At 71.5% G+C, this 22,148-nt stretch carries 23 protein-coding genes; 20 read left to right on the top strand and 3 right to left on the bottom strand.

Going from position 1 to position 22,148, the window contains the following annotated elements:
* From fliP to ACTHMS_RS18195, 9 genes are all read left to right on the top strand, one after another.
* Positions 1-890 (top strand): flagellar type III secretion system pore protein FliP (fliP, locus tag ACTHMS_RS18155; protein WP_440308067.1); only part of this gene is annotated, 890 nt, incomplete at its 5' end.
* Between the two features lie 11 nt (positions 891-901).
* Entirely contained in the window at positions 902-1,171 is a 270-nt protein-coding gene (locus tag ACTHMS_RS18160) for a flagellar biosynthetic protein FliQ (protein ID WP_440308068.1), read from the top strand.
* 19 nt (positions 1,172-1,190) lie between these two features.
* Positions 1,191-1,946 carry a flagellar biosynthetic protein FliR gene (locus tag ACTHMS_RS18165; protein ID WP_440308105.1) on the top strand — a complete coding sequence of 252 codons (756 nt, stop codon included), beginning with the start codon at positions 1,191-1,193 and terminating at the stop codon, positions 1,944-1,946.
* A 7-nt stretch (positions 1,947-1,953) separates the two neighbouring features.
* Positions 1,954-3,075, top strand: a complete 1,122-nt coding sequence (locus ACTHMS_RS18170) for an EscU/YscU/HrcU family type III secretion system export apparatus switch protein (RefSeq protein ID WP_440308069.1) — start codon at positions 1,954-1,956, stop codon at positions 3,073-3,075.
* A 9-nt stretch (positions 3,076-3,084) separates the two neighbouring features.
* Positions 3,085-3,276, top strand: a complete 192-nt coding sequence (locus tag ACTHMS_RS18175) for a hypothetical protein (RefSeq protein ID WP_440308070.1) — start codon at positions 3,085-3,087, stop codon at positions 3,274-3,276.
* A 102-nt stretch (positions 3,277-3,378) separates the two neighbouring features.
* Positions 3,379-5,472, top strand: a complete 2,094-nt coding sequence (locus tag ACTHMS_RS18180; RefSeq protein ID WP_440308071.1) for a flagellar biosynthesis protein FlhA — start codon at positions 3,379-3,381, stop codon at positions 5,470-5,472.
* Positions 5,444-6,619, top strand: coding sequence for a hypothetical protein (locus ACTHMS_RS18185; protein WP_440308072.1), 1,176 nt, complete (start codon positions 5,444-5,446; stop codon positions 6,617-6,619). Before ACTHMS_RS18180 ends, ACTHMS_RS18185 begins: the two co-directional genes overlap by 29 nt.
* Positions 6,620-6,626: 7 nt before the next feature.
* Positions 6,627-6,848 (top strand): hypothetical protein, encoded by a 222-nt coding sequence (locus ACTHMS_RS18190; protein ID WP_440308073.1) that lies wholly within the window; start codon positions 6,627-6,629, stop codon positions 6,846-6,848.
* Between the two features lie 172 nt (positions 6,849-7,020).
* Entirely contained in the window at positions 7,021-7,569 is a 549-nt protein-coding gene (locus ACTHMS_RS18195; RefSeq protein ID WP_440308074.1) for a hypothetical protein, read from the top strand.
* A 68-nt stretch (positions 7,570-7,637) separates the two neighbouring features.
* On the opposite strand, the gene ACTHMS_RS18200 is transcribed toward ACTHMS_RS18195, so the two are convergent.
* Both ACTHMS_RS18200 and ACTHMS_RS18205 read right to left on the bottom strand, forming a co-directional pair.
* Positions 7,638-8,087, bottom strand: a complete 450-nt coding sequence (locus ACTHMS_RS18200) for a hypothetical protein (protein ID WP_440308075.1) — start codon at positions 8,085-8,087, stop codon at positions 7,638-7,640.
* 34 nt (positions 8,088-8,121) lie between these two features.
* On the bottom strand, positions 8,122-8,580 hold the full coding sequence (locus ACTHMS_RS18205; protein ID WP_440308076.1) for an SRPBCC family protein: 459 nt from the start codon (positions 8,578-8,580) through the stop codon (positions 8,122-8,124).
* A gap of 138 nt (positions 8,581-8,718) precedes the next feature.
* Between ACTHMS_RS18205 and ACTHMS_RS18210 the strand changes: the two genes are divergently transcribed.
* A complete protein-coding gene (locus tag ACTHMS_RS18210) occupies positions 8,719-9,648 on the top strand; it encodes a MerR family transcriptional regulator (protein WP_440308077.1) in 930 nt (309 codons plus the stop codon).
* 304 nt (positions 9,649-9,952) lie between these two features.
* The gene (locus ACTHMS_RS18215; RefSeq protein WP_440308078.1) at positions 9,953-10,657 is read left to right on the top strand and encodes a hypothetical protein; all 705 of its coding nucleotides are present in this window, start codon (positions 9,953-9,955) and stop codon (positions 10,655-10,657) included.
* Positions 10,658-10,726: 69 nt separating this feature from the next.
* Here ACTHMS_RS18215 and ACTHMS_RS18220 read toward each other — a convergent pair whose 3' ends face one another.
* A complete protein-coding gene (locus ACTHMS_RS18220; protein WP_440308106.1) occupies positions 10,727-12,400 on the bottom strand; it encodes an FAD-binding dehydrogenase in 1,674 nt (557 codons plus the stop codon).
* Positions 12,401-12,547: 147 nt separating this feature from the next.
* Here ACTHMS_RS18220 and ACTHMS_RS18225 point away from each other — a divergent pair, with 147 nt between their 5' ends.
* Genes ACTHMS_RS18225 through ACTHMS_RS18265 form a run of 9 tightly spaced genes read left to right on the top strand, consistent with a single transcriptional unit; the run spans position 12,548 to position 22,131 of the window.
* The gene (locus tag ACTHMS_RS18225; RefSeq protein ID WP_440308079.1) at positions 12,548-13,507 is read left to right on the top strand and encodes an MlaE family ABC transporter permease; all 960 of its coding nucleotides are present in this window, start codon (positions 12,548-12,550) and stop codon (positions 13,505-13,507) included.
* Positions 13,507-14,367, top strand: a complete 861-nt coding sequence (locus ACTHMS_RS18230; RefSeq protein WP_440308080.1) for an MlaE family ABC transporter permease — start codon at positions 13,507-13,509, stop codon at positions 14,365-14,367. The genes ACTHMS_RS18225 and ACTHMS_RS18230 overlap by 1 nt, the downstream gene beginning before the upstream one ends.
* A complete protein-coding gene (locus tag ACTHMS_RS18235; RefSeq protein ID WP_440308081.1) occupies positions 14,367-15,674 on the top strand; it encodes an MCE family protein in 1,308 nt (435 codons plus the stop codon). The genes ACTHMS_RS18230 and ACTHMS_RS18235 overlap by 1 nt, the downstream gene beginning before the upstream one ends.
* Positions 15,671-16,828, top strand: coding sequence for an MCE family protein (locus tag ACTHMS_RS18240; RefSeq protein ID WP_440308082.1), 1,158 nt, complete (start codon positions 15,671-15,673; stop codon positions 16,826-16,828). The genes ACTHMS_RS18235 and ACTHMS_RS18240 overlap by 4 nt, the downstream gene beginning before the upstream one ends.
* Complete coding sequence (locus tag ACTHMS_RS18245; RefSeq protein WP_440308083.1) at positions 16,825-17,838, top strand: MCE family protein; 1,014 nt, start codon at positions 16,825-16,827, stop codon at positions 17,836-17,838. Before ACTHMS_RS18240 ends, ACTHMS_RS18245 begins: the two co-directional genes overlap by 4 nt.
* Entirely contained in the window at positions 17,831-19,066 is a 1,236-nt protein-coding gene (locus ACTHMS_RS18250; protein WP_440308084.1) for an MCE family protein, read from the top strand. The genes ACTHMS_RS18245 and ACTHMS_RS18250 overlap by 8 nt, the downstream gene beginning before the upstream one ends.
* A 1-nt stretch (position 19,067) precedes the next feature.
* Positions 19,068-20,135, top strand: a complete 1,068-nt coding sequence (locus ACTHMS_RS18255; protein ID WP_440308085.1) for an MCE family protein — start codon at positions 19,068-19,070, stop codon at positions 20,133-20,135.
* Positions 20,132-21,400, top strand: a complete 1,269-nt coding sequence (locus ACTHMS_RS18260; protein ID WP_440308086.1) for an MCE family protein — start codon at positions 20,132-20,134, stop codon at positions 21,398-21,400. The genes ACTHMS_RS18255 and ACTHMS_RS18260 overlap by 4 nt, the downstream gene beginning before the upstream one ends.
* 44 nt (positions 21,401-21,444) lie before the next feature.
* On the top strand, positions 21,445-22,131 hold the full coding sequence (locus tag ACTHMS_RS18265) for a hypothetical protein (RefSeq protein ID WP_440308087.1): 687 nt from the start codon (positions 21,445-21,447) through the stop codon (positions 22,129-22,131).
* Positions 22,132-22,148 lie beyond the last annotated feature (17 nt).

The following is a 22,148-nucleotide window of genomic DNA, read 5'->3' on the forward strand; positions in this document are numbered from 1 at the left end:
TGGCAGTCGCAGCGCTGGCGGCTGCCCTCGTGGGTGTCCTGCTGACCGCTGGTGCCGCCTCTGCGGCACCCGTCGCGGCAGCGGCGCCGCGAGTGGTCGCCGGCGCCGCGACCCTCGCCGACCACACGCAGGCGGTCTCCGCCCGCGCGCTCACCCCGCTGTCCGGCCGGGTGCTCGACGCCCCCACTCCGCCGGACGGCCCGTCCGCCCCCACCAGCCCGAGCGGTCCGTCCGACGTGACGGTGAAGCTGCCGAGCAAGCCGAGCACGTCGCTCAACATCCTGCTGCTCGTCACGCTGCTCTCGGTGGCGCCGTCGCTGCTGCTGCTCGTCACGAGCTTCACCAAGATCTTCGTCGTGCTGTCGCTCACCCGCAACGCGCTGGGCCTGAGCACGGTGCCGCCGAACCAGGTGCTGGCGGGCCTGTCGCTGTTCCTGTCGCTGTTCGTCATGGAACCGGTGCTGAGCAAGGTCAACAAGCTCGGCATCCAGCCCTACCTGCACGGCACCAAGACCCGCAGCCAGGCCTGGACCGACGGCATCAAGCCGTTGCGCGAGTTCATGCTCGCGCACACCCGGCCGGAGGAGATCGCGCTCATGCTGCGCGCCGCGCACATGGCGAACCCCTCGAGCCCCGAGAAGCTGCAGCTCACGACGATCATCCCGGCGTTCGTGCTCTCGGAGCTGCGGGCGGCGATGATCATCGGTTTCATCGTCTACATCCCGTTCGTGATCATCGACCTCGTCGTGTCGTCGTCACTGATGTCGCTCGGCATGATGATGCTGCCGCCGGTGTCCGTGTCACTGCCCTTCAAGCTCCTGCTCTTCGTCCTCGTCGACGGCTGGGGCCTCATCGTGACCTCGCTCGTGCAGAGCTACAACACCACCTAGGACGCGCTGCCATGACGGACACCTCGGTCATCCACCTGGCCATGCAGGTCATGCTCATCACCGCCAAGCTGGCGGCTCCCGCCCTCGTCACGGCGCTGGTTGTCGGCTTCGCCGTGTCGCTGTTCCAGTCGGCGACCCAGATCCAGGAGTTCACCCTCGCCTTCGTGCCGAAGGCGATCGGCGTCGGGATCGCCCTGCTGCTCTCCGGGCACTGGATGCTCAACTCGATGATCTCGTTCACCACCGACCTGTTCCACGGCATCCCGAAGATGCTCAGCTGAGGACACGTCCCCCGTGCAGATGTCGTTCTCGCAACCCGAGCTGATCACGCTGCTGCTGATCAGTGCGCGGCTGCTCGCCTGGCTCATGGTGGCGCCGCCGATCGCCACCGCCGGCGTGCCCCGCACCGTGCGGGTCGCGTTGAGCGTCGGACTCGCCCTGCCGCTGGTGCACCAGAATCTCGCGCACGCGCCGTCGGGTGACTTCGCCGCCGTCGCCGGCGCAGTGCTCGAGCAGGTCGTCATCGGCACGGCGTTGGGCTTCCTCACCCGGCTGCTGTTCACCGCGATCGAGGCGGCCGGCGGTCTGCTCGACCTGTTCGGCGGCTTCTCGCTCTCGGCCGCCTACGAGCCGCTGAGCAACACCATGACGTCCATCTTCGGCAAGTTCTACGGCATCCTCGCCACCACGCTGATCTTCGTGACGAACGCCCACCTGGTGATCTTCGGCGGCATCCTGCGCACGTTCGAGGCGATCCCGCTCGACGGCACCATCCACCTGAACCGGCTCGACGCGCAGATCGCCTCGACCGCCAGCGGGCTGTTCGTCGCCGCGCTGCAGATCGCCGGGCCCGTGCTCGTCGTGCTCTTCCTCGCCGACATCGCCCTCGGCGTGCTGAACCGCATCGCGCCGCAGCTGAACGCCTTCTCGCTGTCGTTCCCGGTGAAGATCGGCCTCACCCTCCTGCTCGTCGGCGGCAGCATGACGCTGATGCCGCAGGTGGTGCTGCACCTGGCCGACCAGGCCGACCGGGTCGTATCGGTGGTGACCGGATGAGCGACGTATGAGCGGCGGCGGAGGAGGTGGCGGCGAACGCACCGAACAGGCGACACCGAAGCGCAAGAAGCAGGCACGGCGCGACGGCAGCATCGGCAACACCCCCGACCTCGGCGCCTGGGCCGGCATGCTCGCCGCCACCTTCGTGCTGCCGGGTGTCTTCAGCTCGCTGATGGACACCTCGGTGCAGGCCTTCGTGCGCATCGGCGCGGTGATCCGCAACCCCGACATCGGCAACGCGATGTCGATCGCCGGCGACACCGCGCAGCGGGGCATGCTGGCCGTGCTGCCGCTCGCCCTGCTCATCGCCGGGGTGGGGGTCGCCTCGGTCGCGCTGCAGGGCGGCATCTGGTTCTCGCCCAAGCTGCTCAAGCCGACGTTCAAGCGACTGAACCCGCTGTCGGGCATCAAGCGCATGTTCGGCCCGCACGGCTGGTGGCAGCTGCTGAAGTCGCTGGGCAAGAGCGCGGTGCTCGGCATGGTGGTCTACCTGTCGATCAAGCGTCTCGTCCCGACCATCGTGGGGTCCGGTTCGCTGCCGCTGTCGGATGTCATCGGGCTGGCCGTGAACGGCGTGCTGTCCCTGCTGCGGTGGGCCGCCGTCACCGGTCTCATCACGGCGGTGGCCGACTTCGTGGTCGTGCGCCGCCGCAACACCAAGCAGTTGAAGATGACCAAGCACGAGATCAAGGAGGAGATGAAGGGCGCCGAGGGCGACCCGCGCCTCAAGGGCCACATCCGCTCGCGCCAGCTCGCCATGGCCCGCAACCGCATGATGGCCGACGTCAAGGAAGCCGACGTCATCCTGGTCAACCCGACGCACGTCGCCGTGGCGCTGAAGTACGAGCCGAGCCGCGGCGCGCCGCGGGTCATCGCCAAGGGCGCCGACCACGTCGCCGCCCGCATCCGCGCGATCGGCGACGAGCACCGCATCCCGATGGTGCGCGACGTCCCCCTCGCCCGGACGCTCTACGCCGCGTGCGACGTCGGCCAGGAGATCCCCGCCGACCTGTACCGGGCGGTCGCGACGGTGCTGGCCTTCATCATGACGCTGCGGCGGAAGGGCTCGGCCGCCGGCATGCACTCGGTGCCCGCGCTCGCCGGCATGGTGTCCGCCCCGACCGGGTAGACCGTCGGCATGACCGATCTCCCGGACCCGAACGACCCGGACGCCCGCGTCGACTCACGTGCCGAGCTGCTGCCCGAGGAGGAACGCGTCGGCAGCGAGGACCGCGAGCTGCAGGCACGGGCCATCCTGCAGGACTCCGACGAGCGCACCGAGGACGTCGAGGGCGCGGCGGAGGGCTCGCAGCAGACCGCGACGCGCTGACGCACGCCCGCTCGGGCCGTCGGGACCTTCGGCCCAACCTCGCGCCACCCCGCTCAACCGCCCACCGGCCGCGCCGATAGGAGGCGTGCCAGGACGGCACACATGCGGGACGGATGCCCGGATCAGGTCATTCATAGCCGAGGTGTCGTGAGAACAGGCCGGTTCAGCCAGCTGGCGGTCCCCGTCGGGGTCGTGGCGATCGTCGTCATGTTCGTCGTGCCGATGCCGTCGATGGTCCTCGACCTCCTCATCGCCCTGAACATCACCGGCGCCGTGCTGGTGGTGCTGGTGTCGATGTACGTGCGCCGCCCGCTCGACTTCTCCAGCTTCCCGTCGCTGCTGCTGGTCGCCACGCTGTTCCGGCTGGCCCTGAACATCAGCGCCACCCGCCTCGTGCTCACCGACGGCTTCGCCGGCAACGTCATCAGCGCGTTCGGCCACTTCGTGATCGGCGGCTCGCTGGTCATCGGCCTGGTGATCTTCGCGATCCTGCTGGTGATCCAGTTCGTCGTCATCACCAACGGTGCCGGACGCGTGGCCGAGGTCGGCGCCCGCTTCACCCTCGACGCCATGCCCGGCAAGCAGATGGCGATCGACGCCGACCTCAACGCCGGCCTCATCGACGAGAAGACCGCCCGCAAGCGCCGCACCGAGGTCGCCGCCGAGGCCGACTTCTACGGTGCGATGGACGGTGCCACCCGCTTCGTCAAGGGTGACGCCATCGCGGCCATCATCATCACGCTGATCAACCTGATCGGCGGGTTCGCGATCGGCATCCTGCAACACGGGTTGAGCTTCAGCGACGCGCTGTCGAAGTACAGCCTGCTCAGCGTCGGCGACGGCCTGGTCTCGCAGATCCCGGCGCTGCTGCTGTCGGTCTCGACCGGCCTCATCGTCACCCGCTCGGGCGACACCGACGACATGGGCACCGTCGTCTCGCGCCAGCTGTCCGGCCACAAGCGCGCCACCCAGATCGCCGGTGGCGCCGCGCTGCTGCTCTGCGTCGTCCCGGGCCTGCCCAAGCTGCCGTTCCTCGTGGTCGGCGGCGCGCTGATGATCGCCGCGTCGCGCATCACGCCGCCGAAGGACGAGGACGAGTCGGCCGAGGTCATCGCCGCTCCGGGCGAGACGGTCGACGCCGAAGAGGCGCTGCTGCAGGAGATCCGCGTCGACCCGCTCGAGCTGATCCTCGCCCCCGACCTGATCCCGCTGGTCGACGGCCCCGGCGCCGACCTGCTCGACCGCGTGCGCGCGCTGCGCCGCACGCTGGCCGCCGAGCTCGGCGTGGTGATGCCGGCGGTGCGGACACGCGACAGCGTGAACCTGCCGCACGCCACGTACACGATCAACATCAACGGCGTCGAACTCGGACGCGGCCAGGCGCCCTCGGGCATGGTGCTCGCCATCGGCGACGGCCTCGGCGGCCTGCCGGGCAAGCCGACGCGTGAGCCGGTCTTCGGCCTCACCGCCAAGTGGATCCCGGTCGAGCTCTCCGGCCAGGCCGAGCTGCTCGGTGCCACCGTCGTCGACCGGTCGTCGCTCATCACGACCCACCTGTCGGAGGCCGTCCGCTCGCACGCCAGCCGCCTGCTCGGCCGGGAGGAGGTCGCCGCCGCGACCCGCGCGCTCAAGCGCAGCCACCCCGTCGTCGTCGAGGACCTCACCCCCGCACTGCTCACGCTCGGCGAGATCCAGCGCGTCCTGCACGCGCTGCTCGACGAGAGCGTCTCGATCCGCGACCTCGTCCGCATCTACGAGGCACTGTCGGTGGCGGCCAAGGGCGGCACCGAGCCCGACCGACTCATCGAGTCGGCGCGCACGGCGCTCGGCCCGGCCATCGTCGCCCAGCACGCCCGCGAGAACTCCCTCGATGTGCTCACGCTCGAGCCGCGGCTGCAGCAGTCGATGCTCGAGTCGCTGCGCCCGGGTGAGGGTGGTGCTCAACTGATGTTGGAGCCGGCGCTCGCGGAAGCCGCGGTCAACCAGATCGCGCACCGCTACACCGCCGAGCAGGCGCAGGGTCACCACCCGGTGCTGATCGTCGCCGCGCCCATCCGCCTGCCGCTGCGCCGACTGGTGAAGCTCAGCGCCCCGAACCTGCCCGTCCTGTCCTTCGCCGAGCTCGCTGCCAGCTCGGTCACCGTGAATCCGCTAGGAGTGATCGACGATGTCCGAGACCCTGTACCAGGAGGGTGAGGAGCTCGAACAGCTCCTCGCGGAGCTGGACGAGCGCCACCCCGGCAAGGTCCATGTGCTGTCTGTTTCCTACCCCCGCTCAGGAGGCGTGATGGGTTTCTTCGCTCGGGAACGAGTCGGAGTCGAGTACGAGATCACCGACGAGACCCCCCTCGAGGATCACCTGTCCGGTCTGCTCGAGGCCGCCGAGGGCGCCGAGCACCTGCACGGCGTGCTGCCGCCGGTGCGTGGTGCTGATGTGACTGATGAGGAATCGCTCGACCACACGAACGCGGAGTTCGCTAGCATGTTGCTCGAGATGGCACGCGACAAGCAGGGCGGGCGGGTCAACACCAGGGTGCACCGGAGTGCATCCCGGAACGCCGTGCCCGCGAACCTTCCGACCTTCGAACCGGTCTCCGCCCCCTCGCTGGACGCGGCCGATTTCAACCACTCCAACGGGACGGGTGCTGCCATGACCCAGACTGCCACGACGGGCACCCCGAACGGGCACGCCACGCCGACGCACACGCTGCCGAACGTGCAGGTCGCGCCGCCGGTGCCGCTGACCGTCGAGCACCAGCCGCTGCTCGACCTCGGCATCCCCGAGCGCCTGCTCCCCGGCCCGGGCGTCGACCCGTACCGGGCCGTCGCCGAGCTCTCCCGCACGCTGCCGGGCGTCACGCTGCCCACCGGACGCGGCGTCGTCATCGCCGTCGCCGGCCCGCGGAGTGAGGCGCTGAAGTGGGCCGACAACCTGCGCGAGCGCGCCGGCCTGCGTCCCGAGGACGTCGTCGAGCCGACCACCCTGCTGCAGGCCGCCGAGATCCGCCTGTCCGGCGAGTCGGCCATCGTGCTGATCGACACCACCGACGAGCACGACCCGCTCATGCCGAAGCCGACGGCGGGCGCCCTGCTCGGCGAGCTGCGGCCGACGCAGCTCTGGGCCATCCTCGACGGCTCGCGCAAGCTCAGCGACCTCGAGCACGAGGTCGAGACGCTGCAGGTGCGTCCGGACGCGCTCATCGTGAACCGGCTCAACCGCACGGCCAGCCCGGCCTCGGTGTGGTCGTTCGACATCCCGGTGGCGTTCATGGACAACGACCCGGCCACCCCGACGCGCTGGGCGGCGCTGCTGCTCGACCGACTGGGCGACGCAGGCGTCTGAGCCGGCGATGTTCCGTCCGTCCACGCTCGTCGTGGCGCTGATCTTCGCTGCGCCCGTCCTGTACCAGGGGTTCACCGACCCGCACGCCGACACCGTCGCCGTGCTGCTGCGCTTCCTCGTCGCGCTGCCCGTGGCGGCCGTGCTGCTCGGGCTGGTGCGCCTGGCGGCCGGCCGGGTCACGTCCGGCCCCGCGGAACCTGCCACCCCACGAACCCGCCGCAAGGCCTGACCACACCACCAGCACCCCACGACGGCCGGGAAGCACCACCTTCCCGGCCGTCGTGGTCTGTCCAGGTCCCGGAAACCCGACCAGGACGGCCGGGGAGGCGCTGCTCCCCCGCCGTTGTTGCGGAACGGTGACGCCGGGCGGCCGTCCCTTCCGCCGTCGGCCCGTGCTCGGCATGATCACTGCGGTCACGAGCGAGGGGGACGAGATGGGTGAGGGTGCCGGCGTCACGGCGCTGACCGGCGAGGGCCGGTGGACGAGGGCCAGGGCGGCGCACCGTCTGGGGCCGGTGCGGCACCGCTGGGCGTGGATCGCCGGCGGGCTGGCGCTGCAACTGGCCGCTGTCGGCGGGATCGTCGCCTGGCTCGCCGAACGGATCAAGCACGACGGCCTCACGGGGCAGGCGCTCAAGGCGACCGTGCTGCTGGTCTGGCACGAGATGCTGATGAGCCGCTCGGGCATCGCCGTGCTCGCCGTCTGCGGCATCGTGCTGGTCGCGGGCAGCATGCTCGCCGCGCGACCGTTCGTCCGCTCGGTGACGATGTTGACGGTGACTGTGCCGCTCGCCGCAGTCGTGGGGCTGCTGGCCCTGGGCGCGATCGTGGTCGTGGTGGCGGTCGTCGTCGTCCTCGCGGGCGCCCTCGACAACGTCGGCGGCGGTGGCGGTTCGAGCGGCAGCAGCCGCAAGCAGCGCGCCGAGGAGGGCACTCCACAAACGTTGTGATGGACGGACCCCGCCCGGCTGCACCGGTCGCACGGTGGCCGGACGGGGTCCGTGGGGAGAGGAGGCGGTCAGCCCTTCGGCTGCTGCTCCTGGTGCTTCATCTCCGCCTCGTACAGATGCGGGTCGGGCACCCCGATCTGCGCGCGGGCGTGGTGCTCGACGTCCTTGAAGACGTCGTAATAGCCCTGGTCGTAGTCCTCGACGAGCTGGAAGGTCCACCGGCCGGCGATCACGTCCCGGCCGACGAGCACCTCCTCGATCTCATCGGCCAATCCGCCGTGCCCCGCCTTGCGCAGCAGCTCGACCGCGTCCTGCAGGGTGAGGTCGGCCGTCCCCGAGAGCCGGTGGAAGTTGTAGAGGAATCCGCGCGCGGCCTCGATCGCCTCGAGCGCCTCACCGAGCTTGCCCAGCGCCTCGGCCTCGATGTCCGTGACGCCGTCCGGCCGCTGGTGCGCGACCGGTCGTTCCGGATGCTTGGCGCTGCCGTGCTTCTGCACCAGCGGTGACCGGTCGGTCATCCGCGCGCACCCGTGGGGGTGACACCGGCAGCGGTCACGAACCGGCCTCCACGTCGCCCCGCCAGGCACCCTCTTCGGCGCCGCGCGACTCGATGAACTCCTTGAACCGCTTGAGGTCGGCCTTGACCTGGTGGTCGTCGACGCCGACCGCCGCGCCGGCCTTCTCGACCAGGCCCTCGGGCTGCCAGTCGATCTGCACCGTCACGCGACTCTTCCGCTCGTCGAGCCGGTGGAAGGTCACGACGCCGGCGTGGGTGGTGCCGTCGGTGCTCTTCCAGGCGACGCGCTCGTCCGGGTGCTGCTCGGTGACCTCGGTGTCGAACTCGCGGGTGACCCCGCCGACGGTGGTCTTCCAGTGGTTGTGCCGGTCGTCGGTCTGGGTGATCGAGTCGACGCCACCCATGAACTTCGGGAACGACTCGAACTGCGTCCACTGGTTGTAGGCGGTCGACACGGGGACCTCGACGTCGATCGACTCGGTGACCGAAGCCATCTGCATCTCCTTCGTTTCCACGGGCGGCGTTCGCCCTCGTCAGCCGGTTACCCGCGGGGCCAACCCGACAAACCTGCGCGAAAGCGTGCACACACGACGGGATTCCGCACAGGTTGTTCGATGCGCCACACTGGTCGTGTGCCGGAGAAGCGGCCCAGCGGTTCGGCGCTGGAGAGCGCGTCGCCGCCAGCCACGTTGGGCTGGCCGGTGGCGTACGTCGCCGCGCGCGTCGGCGTCAGCATCTCGACGCTGCGCAGCTGGGAACGGCGCTACGGCCTCGGCCCGAGCGGGCGCACCGAGGGCGGTCACCGGCGCTACACCACCGACGACATCGCGGCGATGCTGCGGCTGCGCCGGTTCGTCGCCGAGGGCATGTCGACCTCCGCCGCCGCGGTGGCCGTGCGCGGCACGCCGAGCACGTCCGTCACGAGTGCCGACGACCCGCTCGAGCAGCAGTTCCTGCTGGCGACCGACGCCCTGGACGCCGCCGGTGTCGCGTCGGCCGTGCGGGCACTGCTCGTCGAACGCGGCGCGGTCAGCACCTGGACGGACGTGGTGACGCCCTTCCTGCAGCGCCTGGGTGCCGAGTGGGCCGGCACGGGCACCGGCATCGAGTGCGAGCACATCGCCGTCGCGGCGATCATGTCGGCGTTCGACCGGTGGACCTTCGACCAGCGCCAGACGAGCCCGGGCGGACGCGCCGTGCTGGCCGCCGTGCAGCACGACCAGCACACGGCCCCGCTACACGCGCTGGCGGCCGCGCTCGCCGAGCGCAACATCGAGCCGATCGTGCTCGGCAGCGTCCCCGAGTCGGCGTTCTCGACCACGGTCGCCCGGCTGCCCGACAGCGCCGACGTCGCCGCGCTCGTGGTGTGGTCGCGCATCGGCGAGACCGCCTCGTCGCTGGCGCTGCGGCGCGTGCGCGCCCTCGGCCTGCCGGTGTTCGCGGCCGGCCCGGGGTGGCCGACGCGCCTGCCGAGCGGGGTCGAACGGGTGCGCACACTGCCCGATGCAGTGGACGCGGTGGTGCGTGCGCACCAGGTCAAGATCCAGTACACGCCGGATTGACACCGGTCCGCCCCTGCCGCAGGCTCATGATCGGCTCGATCTCCGCGACCGTCCCCCGCCGGTCGCCCGGGCCGCAGCATCGACCCCACCGCGCATCGAGCGATCGACGCCCGGGGCCGTCGGGGCTGCCCGCTGTCCGGCGATCACATCCGGGGGGACATCGCCGGAACCGGGCCTGTCCCGGAGGTGGTCGCGGCTGTCTCCGGGACGGGGCCTGAATTCCCGCGGCGTCCCGCGCCCATGCCGCGCACGGTGTCGATCACAGCCGGTGAGCCGTCGTCGCACGACCGGGTAGGCGATCGGCATGCCGACCCTCACCCCTCCCCTGCGAGCCGCCCTCGACTCCGCCACCACCGCCGGTGGGGATGCCATCGGCGCCGTCCTCGGCCTCGTCGGACGCGTGCGGCCGAGCGGCCGGCCGTTGCACCCGAAGGGTGTGGCGATCCGCGCGACGGCACACCGCTCGGGTGTCACCGAGCCGTTCGGCACGGCCCTGCTCGACCGGCCGGGCACGGACGAGGCCGTGGTGCGGTTCTCCCGCAGCGTCGGGCTGCCCGACCGGCTGCCCGACATCCCCGGCATCGCCGTGCGGTTGCAGATGACCGACGGGCCCGTCGACCTGCTGCTCACCACCAGCGGTGAGGGTGTGCCCGCCCGCTTCCTGTTCGTGCCGCGCCGGGGCCGGCTCATCGCGGCCTCGCCGTACAGCAGCGTGCTGCCCTACCGCACGCCCACCGGGCCGGTGGTGCTCGGCGCCCGCCCCGAGGACACGGCGGACGGCGGGGTGCGGATCACGCTGCGGGTGGCGCGTCCGACCGGGCGGTGGCAGGACTTCGGCGTCGTCGACGTGCCCCGCCTCGACGACGTGACCGACGGCGACGTCACCTTCGACGCCGTGCTCAACAGCGCCCCCGACCTCGCGCCGTACCCGTGGTGGGCACGGCTGCGCGAGCCGGCCTACTCGGCCGCGCGCCACGCCCGCGGCGAGGACGACACCGCGACCGTCTGACCCCGCTCGTCCCCCGCCCCGGTCATCCGCGGACCCGCTGCATGACCGGGCCGGGGGACAAGGCGGGGCTCAGCGAGCGGGCAGGGACCGCGCGAGGGCGCGCCCGGCGGCGCGGCCGCTGAAGATGCAGCCGCCGAGGAAGGTGCCCTCGAGCGCGTTGTAGCCGTGCACTCCCCCGCCGCCGAAGCCGGCGACCTCGCCCGCCGCATACAGCCCCGGGAACGGTTCGCCATCGGGACGGATCACCTGGGCGTCCAGGTTCGTCTCGAGGCCACCGAGGGTCTTGCGGCTGAGGATGTTGAGCCGCACGGCGATCAACGGGCCGTGCGCCGGGTCGAGGATGCGGTGCGGCTTCGCGACGCGCGAGACCTTGTCGCCGAGGTAGCGGCGCGCGTTCGCGATCGCCATCAGCTGCAGGTCCTTGGTGTACGGGTTGCCGACCTCGCGGTCGCGCTCGACGATCTGCCGCTCGAGGTGGTCGTGGTCGAGCTGCGGCCCGCGCGCGATCTTGTTCATGCCGTCGACCAGGTCGCGCAGGTTGTCGGCGACGACGAAGTCGACGCCGTGCTGCTTGAACGCCTCGACCGGGCCGGCCGCGCCCTTCGACAGCCGGGTCTTGAGCGTGAGCTTGAGGTCCTTGCCGGTGATGTCGGGGTTCTGCTCGGATCCCGAGAGGGCGAACTCCTTCTCGATGATCGACTGCGTGAGCACGAACCACGAATAGTCGTAGCCGGTCTTGAGGATCTCGCCGAGCGTGCGGGTGGTGTCGAATCCCGGGAAGTTGGGCGCCGGCAGCCGCTGCCCGTTCGCGTCGAACCACATCGACGACGGGCCGGGGATGATCCGGATCGCGTGGTTCGGCCAGATGGGATCCCAGTTGACCAGACCCTCGGTGTAGTGCCACATGCGGTCGCGGTTCACGAGGTTCGCGCCGGCCCGCTCGCTGATCGCCAGCATGCGGCCGTCGACGTGCGCGGGCACGCCGGCGATCATCGTCTCGGGCGCCGGGCCGAGCCGGTCGACCGGCCAGTTCTTGCGGATCAGCTCGAAGTTGTGGCCGATCCCGCCGCTCGCCACGATCGTCGCCGGCGCGCGGAACTCGAACCCGCCGACGACCTCCCGCGAGGACGCCACCCCGCGCTCCGCGTCGCTCGGCTCGAGCACGCTGCCACGCACCCCGACCACCGCGCCGTCGTCCACGAGCAGCTCGTCGACCTGGTGCCGGAACGCGAACCGCACCAGCCCGCGCCGCTCGGCCTCGAGCACCGGCTCGAGGAAGACGCGCACGACCTCGGGACCGGTGCCCCAGGTGAGGTGGAAGCGTGGCACCGAGTTGCCGTGGCCGGACGCCGTGCCCGCGCCGCGCTCGGCCCAGCCGACGATCGGCGTGATGCGCAGCCCGAGGTCGTGCAGGTACTGCCACTTCTCGGTCGCCGCGAACCGCACGTACGCCTCGGCCCACTGCCGCGGCCAGTGGTCCTCGCGGTCGCGGTCGAAGCCGGCCGAACCCATCCAGTCCTGCAGCGCGAGCTCGTACGAGTCCTTGATGCCGAGCCGCTTCTGCTCGGGGCTGCCGACCATGAACAGCCCGCCGAGCGACCAGAACGCCTGGGCCCCGAGGTTCGCGCGGTTCTCCTGCTCGACGACCAGCACCCGGCGTCCGGCCTGCGTCAGCTCGTAGGTGGCGACGAGGCCGGCCAGACCGGCACCGACGACCAGAACGTCGACGTCCTGCGACGACATGGCGACCTCCGCAGCGATGGGCACAGGGCTGACCCGACCCACGGTATTGCACGAGAGGCACCGACCGGGCGCGTCCGGTTCGCGTGGACAGGTGTGACACCGCGTTGTAGGTTCCTGCGGTCCAACACTCGCCGGTGGGGGTACGTCGTGGTTCGGAACGACGACATCGGGCCCGAAGGGGCCCCGTCGCCGCGCCCACGACCGCGTCCGGCGTCCGCGACCGCCCTGGCCGAACTGGATCCGCCGACGCGGGTCTACGTCCCAGCACCCCCGCGTCGCCGCACCGCCGGCGACCGCGTCGGCGACCGCCTCGGCTCGGCGCTGCCCGGGTTCCTGCGCTCGGGGCTCGAGGCCACCGGCGGCCTCTACACGATGTTCGGCGCGAGCCTGTACGGCCTGGTCAGCGACATCGCCCGCGGACGCTTCAAGTTCAACGAGTTCGTCGAGCGTGCCTGGTTCCTGATCAGCGTGACGATCCTGCCGGCGATGCTCGTGTCGATCCCGCTCGGCGTCTCCATCGCACTGCAGGTCGGTGCGCTCGCCGCCCAGATCGGCGCGGCCAGCTTCGTCGGCGCCGCGGACGCGATCGGCGTGCTGCGCGAGGCGGCCCCGATCGTCACCGCGCTGCTGCTCGCGGGCGTCGGCGGCTCGGCGGTCTGCGCCGAACTCGGGTCGCGCACGATCCGCGAGGAGATCGACGCGATGATCGTGCTCGGGCTCAACCCGCTGCGGCGGCTGGTGGCGCCGCTCATGGTCGCCGGCGTGCTGGTCAGCGGCTTCCTCTGCTTCGCCGTGATCTTCGTCAGCGTGCTGTCGGCCTACGTCTTCGACCTGGTGGCACTGCACGGCACGAAGGGCAGCTTCTTCGGCTCGTTCACGCAGTTCGCGACGATGAGCGACTACATCACCTCGTTGATCAAGGCGATGGTGTTCGGGCTGGTCGCCGTCATGATCGCCGCGTACATGGGCCTCAACGCCAAGCGCGGCCCGACCGGCGTCGGCGAGGCCGTGAACCGGTCGGTGGTGATCACCGGCGTCATCCTGTTCGGCCTGAACCTGGTGATCACCGAGATCTTCTTCGCCGTCGTGCCGCAGCGGGCGTTCTGATGGCGATCGCATCGGCGCCTGTGCGGGACGCGCTGAGCCGGGTGGGCGCGACCGGCCGTGTCCTCGAGGACCAGGTGCGCTTCCTCGGCGACATGGTCGTCTTCACCGCGCGCGCCCTGCGGGGTGTGCCCCTGACCCTGCGTCGCTACCGCGAGGAGGTGATGCGCCAGATCGGGCAGCTCACCCTCGGCACCGGCCTCGTGCTGACCTTCACCGGCACCCTGCTCGTCGTCATCTCCGAGGCGCTCTTCGTCGGCATCGAGGTGGGCGTCGAGGGGTTCCAGAGCCTCAACATCATCGGCATCGCGCCGCTCACCGGCTTCGTCTCGGCCTACGCCAACACCCGCGAGATCGCGCCCCTCATCGCGGCCGTGGCGGTGGCCAGCCAGATCGGCTGCAAGTTCACGTCCCAGATCGGCGCGCAGCGCATCACCGAGGAGATCGACGCGCTCGAGGTGATGGCGATCCCGTCGGTGCCCTACCTCGTGACGACGCGCATCATCGCCGCGTTCACGGTCATCGTGCCGTTGTACCTCGTCGCGCTGTTCGGCTCGTACCTCGCGACGCAGTACACCGTGACGATCTTCTTCGGGCAGTCGTCGGGCACCTACCTGCACTACTTCGACCTGTTCCTGCGGCCGATCGACGTCGTCTACTCGGTCATCAAGGTCATCGTGTTCACGGTGATCATCGCGATCATCCACACCTACTACGGCTACAACGCCACGGGCGGGCCGGCCGGGGTCGGCCGCGCCACGGCCCGCGCGATCCGCGCGACGACGGTGCTCATCGCGATCACCGACGTGCTGCTCACGATGCTGTTCTGGGGACTGCACGGTGTGCAGCTCGGGGGCGGTTGATGGAGCGCATCCGCAACCGCCCGCTCGAGATCGTGCTCGGCCTGCTGCTCGCCGCCGCCCTCGTGATCGGCGTCGGACTCATCTGGCTCTCGTTCCGCGGCGACCTCGGCGACTACTACACCGTGGACGCGCACCTGAGCCAGGCCAGCGACGCGCTCGAGCAGGGCGATCCGGTGAGCTTCCGCAACGTGATCGTCGGCGAGGTGAGCGACACCAGCGGCTCGCTCGACGGCACGGCGGTGGCGAGGCTGCGGCTGCACGCCGACCAGGCCCGGCTCATCCCGGCCACGGTCACCGCGATCGCGCTGCCCCGCACACTGTTCGGCGCCGTGCAAATCGAGCTGCTGCCACCGGCGCGCGACGGCGACACGTTCCTGCACGACGGCGGGACGATCGCCCCGGCCACCGGCCCGCAGGCCGAGAGCCTGCAGACGGCACTGGCCAACGCCTACCGGCTGCTCACGTCGATCCACCCCGCACAGCTCGACGCCGCCCTGTCGGCGCTGGCCTCGGCCCTCGACGGGCAGGGCGACCGCCTCGGCAGGCTGGTCACGTCCGCCGACCGGTACCTGCGTGCGATCGCGCCGCACATGGGGCAGCTGGCCGGTGTGATCGGCGACCTCGCGACCGTCACCGACGGGCTCGCCCGGAACGCACCCGACCTGCTCGGCTCGCTGCGCAACCTGCTCGTCGTCACGAAGGGCATCACCGCGCAGAAGCGGGCGATCGCCGAGCTGCTGGCCGTCGCGCCGACCGCCGTCGACGACACTCAACTGCTGTTGAGCCCGCGCAACGTCGACAACATCGTCACCGTCTTCCGCGACCAGGTACCGGTGAGCGCGGCGCTCGCGGCGGACCCGCACGCGCTCGTCGACACCATCGACGGCTTTCGTGCGTTCGGCCAGGCGTTCTCGTCCGCAGCCTCGAGCGGGCCGTACCTGAAGACGAACATCCTGCTCACCGGTGTCGACGTGGCCGAGCTGTTCCCGATCATCGCGGGCGGTGAGGGCCACGCCTTCGACGGCATCGACGACCCGCCGGTGTACACCGGCGCCGACTGCCCCCGCTACGGCGACCGGACCGGGCCGAACTGCGGTGCGAGGGCGGCGACCGCCCGTGCCCGCGTGCTCACCACCGGCACGTCCTACGGCGGCACGGCCGACTCGGTCGGCAGCCGGCGCGAGCTGGACGCGGTGCGTGCGGCCGCGAGTGCCCTCACGGGCCTGCCCACCGCGTCGATCCCGGACGCCGCCGACCTGCTGCTCGGCCCCCTGCTGCGCGGCTCGGCCACGGTGATCGCGCCATGAACTGGAGGGCCCTGGTCAAGGTCATCGTCGCGCTCGCCCTCGGCGGCGTCATGGCGACGATGGAGATCGGCACCCTCACCGGCCCGCACGTCGGCACCGAGCACGCCTACCACGCGATCTTCGCCGGGCCCGACGGCGTCTCCGGCCTGCGGGCCGGCAACCAGGTGAAGGCGGCCGGCGTGGCGGTCGGCCGGGTCACCGACGTCTCGCTCGTCGACGCCCAGCACGCACGCGTCACCTTCACGACCAACGACCACCAGACGCTCACCACGAGCAGCTGGGCCGTCGTGCGGTACGCGAACCTGCTCGGCCAGCGCTACCTCGCGATCACCCAGGACGGACCCGACCCCGGGCGTCCGCTGCCGTACGGCAGCACGATCCCCGCGTCGCACACCCGCCCGGCGCTGTCGCTCACGGCGCTGTTCGACGGGTTCCGGCCGCTGTTCACCGCGCTCACGCCGCAGCAGGTCAACGAGCTGTCGCAGGACATCATCGACATCCTGCAGGGTCAGACCGCCCGCATCACCGACCTCGTGCGCCGCACCGCCTCACTCACCACGAACCTCGCCGACCGCACCGACACCTTCACCGAGGTGCTCGACAGCCTCACCAAGCTGCTGACCACCGTGAGCGCGCACGACAACGACCTCGCCGGTGTCGTGCAGGCGCTGTCGAGCCTCACGGCCGGGTTGCACCAGCAGGGCCCGGCACTGCTCGGCTCGCTCGACGGCGTCGACGGCCTGGCGGCATCGGTCGACCGACTGCTCGCCCGGCTCGGCACGAGCGGCTTCTCACCCGACATCGCCGACCTCGACCACGTCGCCGGACAGGTGGCCGCGAACAGCGGCACGGTCAGCCAGCTCATCGACGGCTTCGTCACCGCCTTCGGCGACTTCGCCCGCACCACGCAGAACGGCGGCTTCGCCAACGCCTACCTGTGCCGGGTCGACGCCCGCACGGTCGGCCGGACGAGTGTGAGCGGCGGCCAGGTGCTCACGTCGATCGAGCACGGGCTGGGGATCCCCGGGCTGAGCCAACTGCTGAACTCGACCGGGCTCACGAGTCTCGCCCTGCTGCAACTGCCGGTCAGCACGCCGCTCGCCCTGCCCCACGGTCACGCGGGCCACCTCGGCAACACGGCGGTCTGTCGATGAGACCGCTGCGCGAACGCAACCAGCTCATGGTCGGGCTGGTCGGCACGCTCGTCGCCGTCGCCCTCGTGCTGCTGGCGGTGAACCTGTCGTCGCTGCCGTTCGTGCACCCGACCGACGACTACCACGCACAGTTCGCCAACGCCGCGGGCCTGAAGGAGGGCGACGACGTCCGCGTGCTCGGCGTGCCCGTCGGGTCGGTCGACGCGGTCGTCGTCGAGGGCGACCACGTGCGCGTCGACTTCAGCCTGGACGCAGGGGTGCACCTCGGCGACGCGTCGTCGGCCTCGATCGAGGTGGCGACGGTGCTCGGCAACCTGTTCCTGCAGATCGAGTCGGCCGGCAGCGGACAGCTGGCCGACGGTGGCACGATCCCGCTGCGCCGCACGACGGTGCCGTACTCACTCGTCCAGGCACTGCAGTCGTTCGCCGAGTTCGGCGACGGCACCAGGACGACGCAGCTGGCCACGTCGCTGCGCACGCTGGCGCGCTCGATCGAGGGCATCGCCCCGGCGGACGCGGCCGCCGCCCTGCGTGGCCTGACCTCCGTGGCCCGCACGCTCGCGGCGAAGCAGGACCGCATCCAGCAGATCCTCGACGCGTCCAACGCGATCGTCGACACCCTCAATGCCAACTCGGGACCGCTGGTGCAGCTGGTGCTGCAGGGCGACGCGTTCCTGCAGCTGGTCGAGCAACGGCGCGCGATCATCACCTCGTTGCTGCGCGACACCGCCTCCCTCGCGCAGCAGCTCGACACCCTCGTGCGCCGCGACGGCGGCCACCTGACCTCGCTGCTGCGCAGCGTCGACACGCTCAGCACGCTGCTCGCCCGTGACCGGACGAAGCTGCAGCGCGCCGTGCTCGTGCTCGGCCAGTTCTCGGTCAACATCGCCAACGCCACCGGGTCGGGGCCCTGGCTCGACCTCTACGTGCCGGCGGCGGTCACGCCGGACAGCCAGATCGCGGCCTGCGGGGCGCACCCCGACTCGTCGACGAGGCCGTGCGGTGACTGACCTCGGCACGCGGGCGCTCGCCCGCTTCGGACTCCGCACGGTGCTCGTCGCCGCCGTGGCCCTCGCGGCGGTCGTCGTCGCCGCGGGCTGGTTCGTGGTGCACCTGCTGCGCGGCGGCGAGTACACGATCACGGCGCGCTTCCCGGCGACCCCCGGTCTGTACGCGGGCAACTCGGTCGACATCCTCGGTGTGCCCACCGGCCACATCACGGCCATCACCGCGAAGGCCTCGTATGTCGAGGTGCGCATCGCTCTGCCGGACGACGTGAAGGTGCCCGCCGGCGCGAAGGCGGTGGTGCTCGCACCCAACCCGGTGAGCGACCGCTACGTCGAGCTGACGCCCTCCTACACCGGCGGGCCGGTGCTGCCGCACGGCGCCGTGATCGATCTGAAGGACACGGTGGTGCCGCTCGAGCTCGACCAGGTCTTCTCCAGCGTCGACACGTTCGCCCGCACGCTCGGCCCGAGCGGGGCGAACAAGGACGGCGCCCTCACCGACGTGCTGCACGCCTTCGCGCAGCTGGCCGACGGGCGCGGGGCCGACGTGCACGACGCCATCACCCAGCTCGCCGCCGCCCTGCCGGCCCTGACCGACAACCCCGACGCCCTCGCGAAGCTCGTCACCGGGCTCGACCGGCTCACCTCGACCCTCGCCCAGCGGCACGACGAGATCGACAGCGTCGACCGCGACCTCGCCTCGGTGACGACCCAGTTCGCCGACGACCGGCAGCTGATCGCCACCGCCATCGCGAACGTGCAGCGCGGCCTCGCGTCGGTCACGACCTTCCTGCGCACCAACCGCGCCCGGATCGGCTCGAGCCTGCGCAACCTCGCCACGACCGTCTCGGCGATCATGAGCGAGCAGCAGGCGCTCATCAAGACCTTCGACGTCGCCCCGCTCGGCTTCCAGAACTTCAACCGCGCCATCACCCTGCACGGCCCGTGCCCCACGGCCACCGGACGCCCGCTCGGATGCCCCGCGCTCTACGCCCGGGTGATCCTCGGGCCGGGCACGCCCGGCGTGGTGACCACCTACTGCGGGCAGCCGTTCAACTCGGTGCTCGCCGTGCTCGCGTTCAACTCGCCGGTGAACCTGGCCGCGGTGCGGCGCGGGGACGCCCTCGACACCCTCTGCGCGGCCGAGGCCGGCCTGATCCAGAAGCGGGCATCGCCACCCGGCGCGCCACCCGTGCCCGATCTCCAGCTCAGCACCTACGTGGGGCGTTGAGATGCGCCGATCACTGCTGCCCGTGCTCGCGTCCGGCGCGCTGCTGCTGTCGGGGTGCGGCCTCACCCTCGAGGACCTGCCCGCGCCCGACGCCCTGAACGGCGCGGCCGCCTACACCGTGACCGCGCAGTTCACCGACGTCCAGAACCTCACCGTCGGGGCGAAGGTCAAGCTGGCGGGCGTCGTCGTCGGCGAGGTGTCGTCGATCAGCACGCACGACTTCGTCGCCGACGTGCGCCTCCGTGTCGAGCAGCGGTTCCCGCTCGCGGCCGACGCGCAGTTCCAGATCCGCTTCACCACCCCGCTGGGCGAGGACTTCGTCGCCGTGACCTCGACGCTGCGTCCGGGCGCGCCACGCCTCGCGGCCGGCACCACCGTCAGGGTGGCGCAGACCAGCGCCGCGCCGTCGATCGAGGACACCTTCGCCGCCGTCTCGACCCTGCTCAACGGCGGCGGGCTCGACCAGATCCACGTCATCGCCACGGAGCTGCAACAGACGTTGCACGGCCGCAACGGCGCGGTGCGCGACATCATCGGGCAGCTCGACACGGTGCTGGCGACGCTCGACGACCACAAGGGCGACATCGACCGCACCCTGGTGTCGCTGCGCGACCTCGCCGGGCAGCTCGACCGCGACGACACCACGATCACGCAGGCGCTGCAGCAGTTCCCGGACGCCCTTCGCACGCTCGCCGACAACACGGCCGGCCTCACCCGGCTGCTGCAGAAGGTGCAGGGCCTCGGCGTGACCGTGCGCGGCCTGCTCGACCGCAGCACCGGCGACATGATCGCGACGCTCGACAACCTGCAGCCGACGCTCGACTCGCTGCGCGCGGCCGACGCCACGCTCGTCCCCACCTTCCGCACGCTGATCCGCTTCGGACAGCTGTTCGACCACGCCGCGCCCGGCGACTACGTGAACCTCTACGGCACGATCGTCGGCCTGTTGCAGTCACCCGGCTACCAGCCGCAGGCGGGCGGCGAGGCGCACGCCGAGGCCGGGGCGCCGGTGACGGCGCCGGACGCCACGTCGTCGGTGTCCGTCCTGCTCGGCGGGGGGCGACGATGAAGCGCGGCACGGTGATCGCCCAGCTGGTCGTCTTCGGGCTCATCTCGGTGGTCGTGCTGAGCGTGGCGGTGTTCCAGCTGCTCGGGGTGCGCGTCGTCGACCGGCCGTACTCGCTCACCGTGCAACTGAAAACCGCCGGCGGCATCTTCGACAGCGCCGAGGTGGCGATGCGGGGCGTGCAGATCGGCCGCGTCGACGACGTGCAGCTGCACACCGACGGCGTCACGCTCACCCTGTCGATCGACCACGGCGTGCAGATCCCCGACAACGCGGTCGCGCGCATCACCGACCTGTCGGCGGTCGGCGAGCAGTACGTCGACTTCGAGCCCGGCGCCCATCCGTCCGCGACGCCGTACCGGGCGGGCGCCGTGATCCCGGTCGACCGCACGTCGGTGCCGCTGCGCACGGCCACCGTGCTCTACGACCTCGAGCGGCTCATCGACTCGGTGAATGCGAAGGACCTGCAGATCATCGGACGCGAGGGCGCGGCCGCCTTCGCCGGCACCGGCCCGGCGCTGACGTCCCTCATCAGCGGCTCGGCGCGGCTGGTCGACGAGCTCTCGGCCAGTCAGGACAGCGCCGTCGAGCTGATCGGCAACGCCGCGGTGCTGCTGCACGACGCCGCCGGCGCGACCGGCGAGCTCACCCGGTTCAGCCGCTCGCTGCGCGCGCTGAGCGCCACGCTGGCGTCGTCGACCCCGACGCTCGACCGGCTGCTCGCCGACGCCCCGGCGACCACCCGGCTGATCGACGATCTCGCGCGCACCAACGCCGGATCGTTCGGCGTGCTGCTCGGCAACGTCGCGACGCTGTCGCAGATCCAGGTCGCACGCGTGCCGGGCCTGCAGGCCCTGCTCGTCGCCGTGCCGACCTTCGGGCGGCTCGCGCCGAAGATCGTCGTCGACGGCACCCTGAACGGCGTCGTCGAGGTCGACCGCAACGACCCGGTCTGCTCGACCGGCCTGCCCCTCACCAGCCCGATCTCGGGCCGGCGCACGCCGCTGCACGAGGTGACCTGTCCGGGCTCGATCATCGCGCGCGGCGCCGCCAACGCCCCGCGGCCCGGCGCGGCCCCGGCCGGCGCGGACGCGTCGGCCCTGCTGGCCCCCGACGGCCGTAGCGAGGTCGGCGGCTACGACGCCGCGAGCGGACTGATCACGACCAGCGACGGCACGCCCCTGCGCCTCGGGCTCACCGGCGGCCAGGACCGCGTGCTCGGCCCGAACTCGTGGCAGGCCCTGCTGCTCGCCGGCGCGCACGGCTGACCTGACGCGTGACCTCCCCAGCTGGAAGGACGAAGATGCCTGCCATGTCCGACGCCCGTCCCGAGGTCTCCGCCGACGCCACGTCCGATGCCTCCGCCGAGATCCTTGCCGAGACGGCGGGAGGCCCGACACCCGACCGGCCGCGTCCGCGACCGTCGAAGGCCGAGAAGCTCGAGGCGAAGGCGGCCAGGTTGCGCGAGGCCGACGCCGCGCGCGCGGCCGCCGGGCCGGCCGGCCCGTCGTCCGCCCGCCCGTGGCAGATCGCGACGGGCGTGCTCACGGTGCTGCTGGTGCTCGCCGTGGCCGGTGGGCTGGTCTGGGGTCTGCGCAAGGACGACGCGTCCGACCCGCTGGCGGGCACACGCGCGACCGTCACGACGGTCGCGAAGCAGGCGGCCACCGACTTCGGCTCGTACGACTACCGCCACCTCGACGCGGACTTCAACGGCGTGCTCGCCCACCTCACGCCGGCGTTCCGGAAGAACTACACGCCGATCACCGCCAAGCTGCGTCCGGCCATCGAGAAGTACCACGGCGTCTCGAAGGCCGGCATCCAGTGCTTCGGCGTCTCGAGCCTCACCGCGACCCATGCCGTGGTCGTCGCCTGCCTCGACCAGACGGTGACCACGACGCAGTCGACGACGCCGACGATCGACCGCAACCGCGCGGTGATCACGCTGGACAAGCAGGCCGACGGCCACTGGCTGGTGTCGGACCTGCAGCTCAAGTAGCCGGCGCGACGCCGCGT

Source organism: Jatrophihabitans sp., from assembly GCF_051960575.1.
Lineage (GTDB): Bacteria > Actinomycetota > Actinomycetes > Mycobacteriales > Jatrophihabitantaceae > JBQCEE01.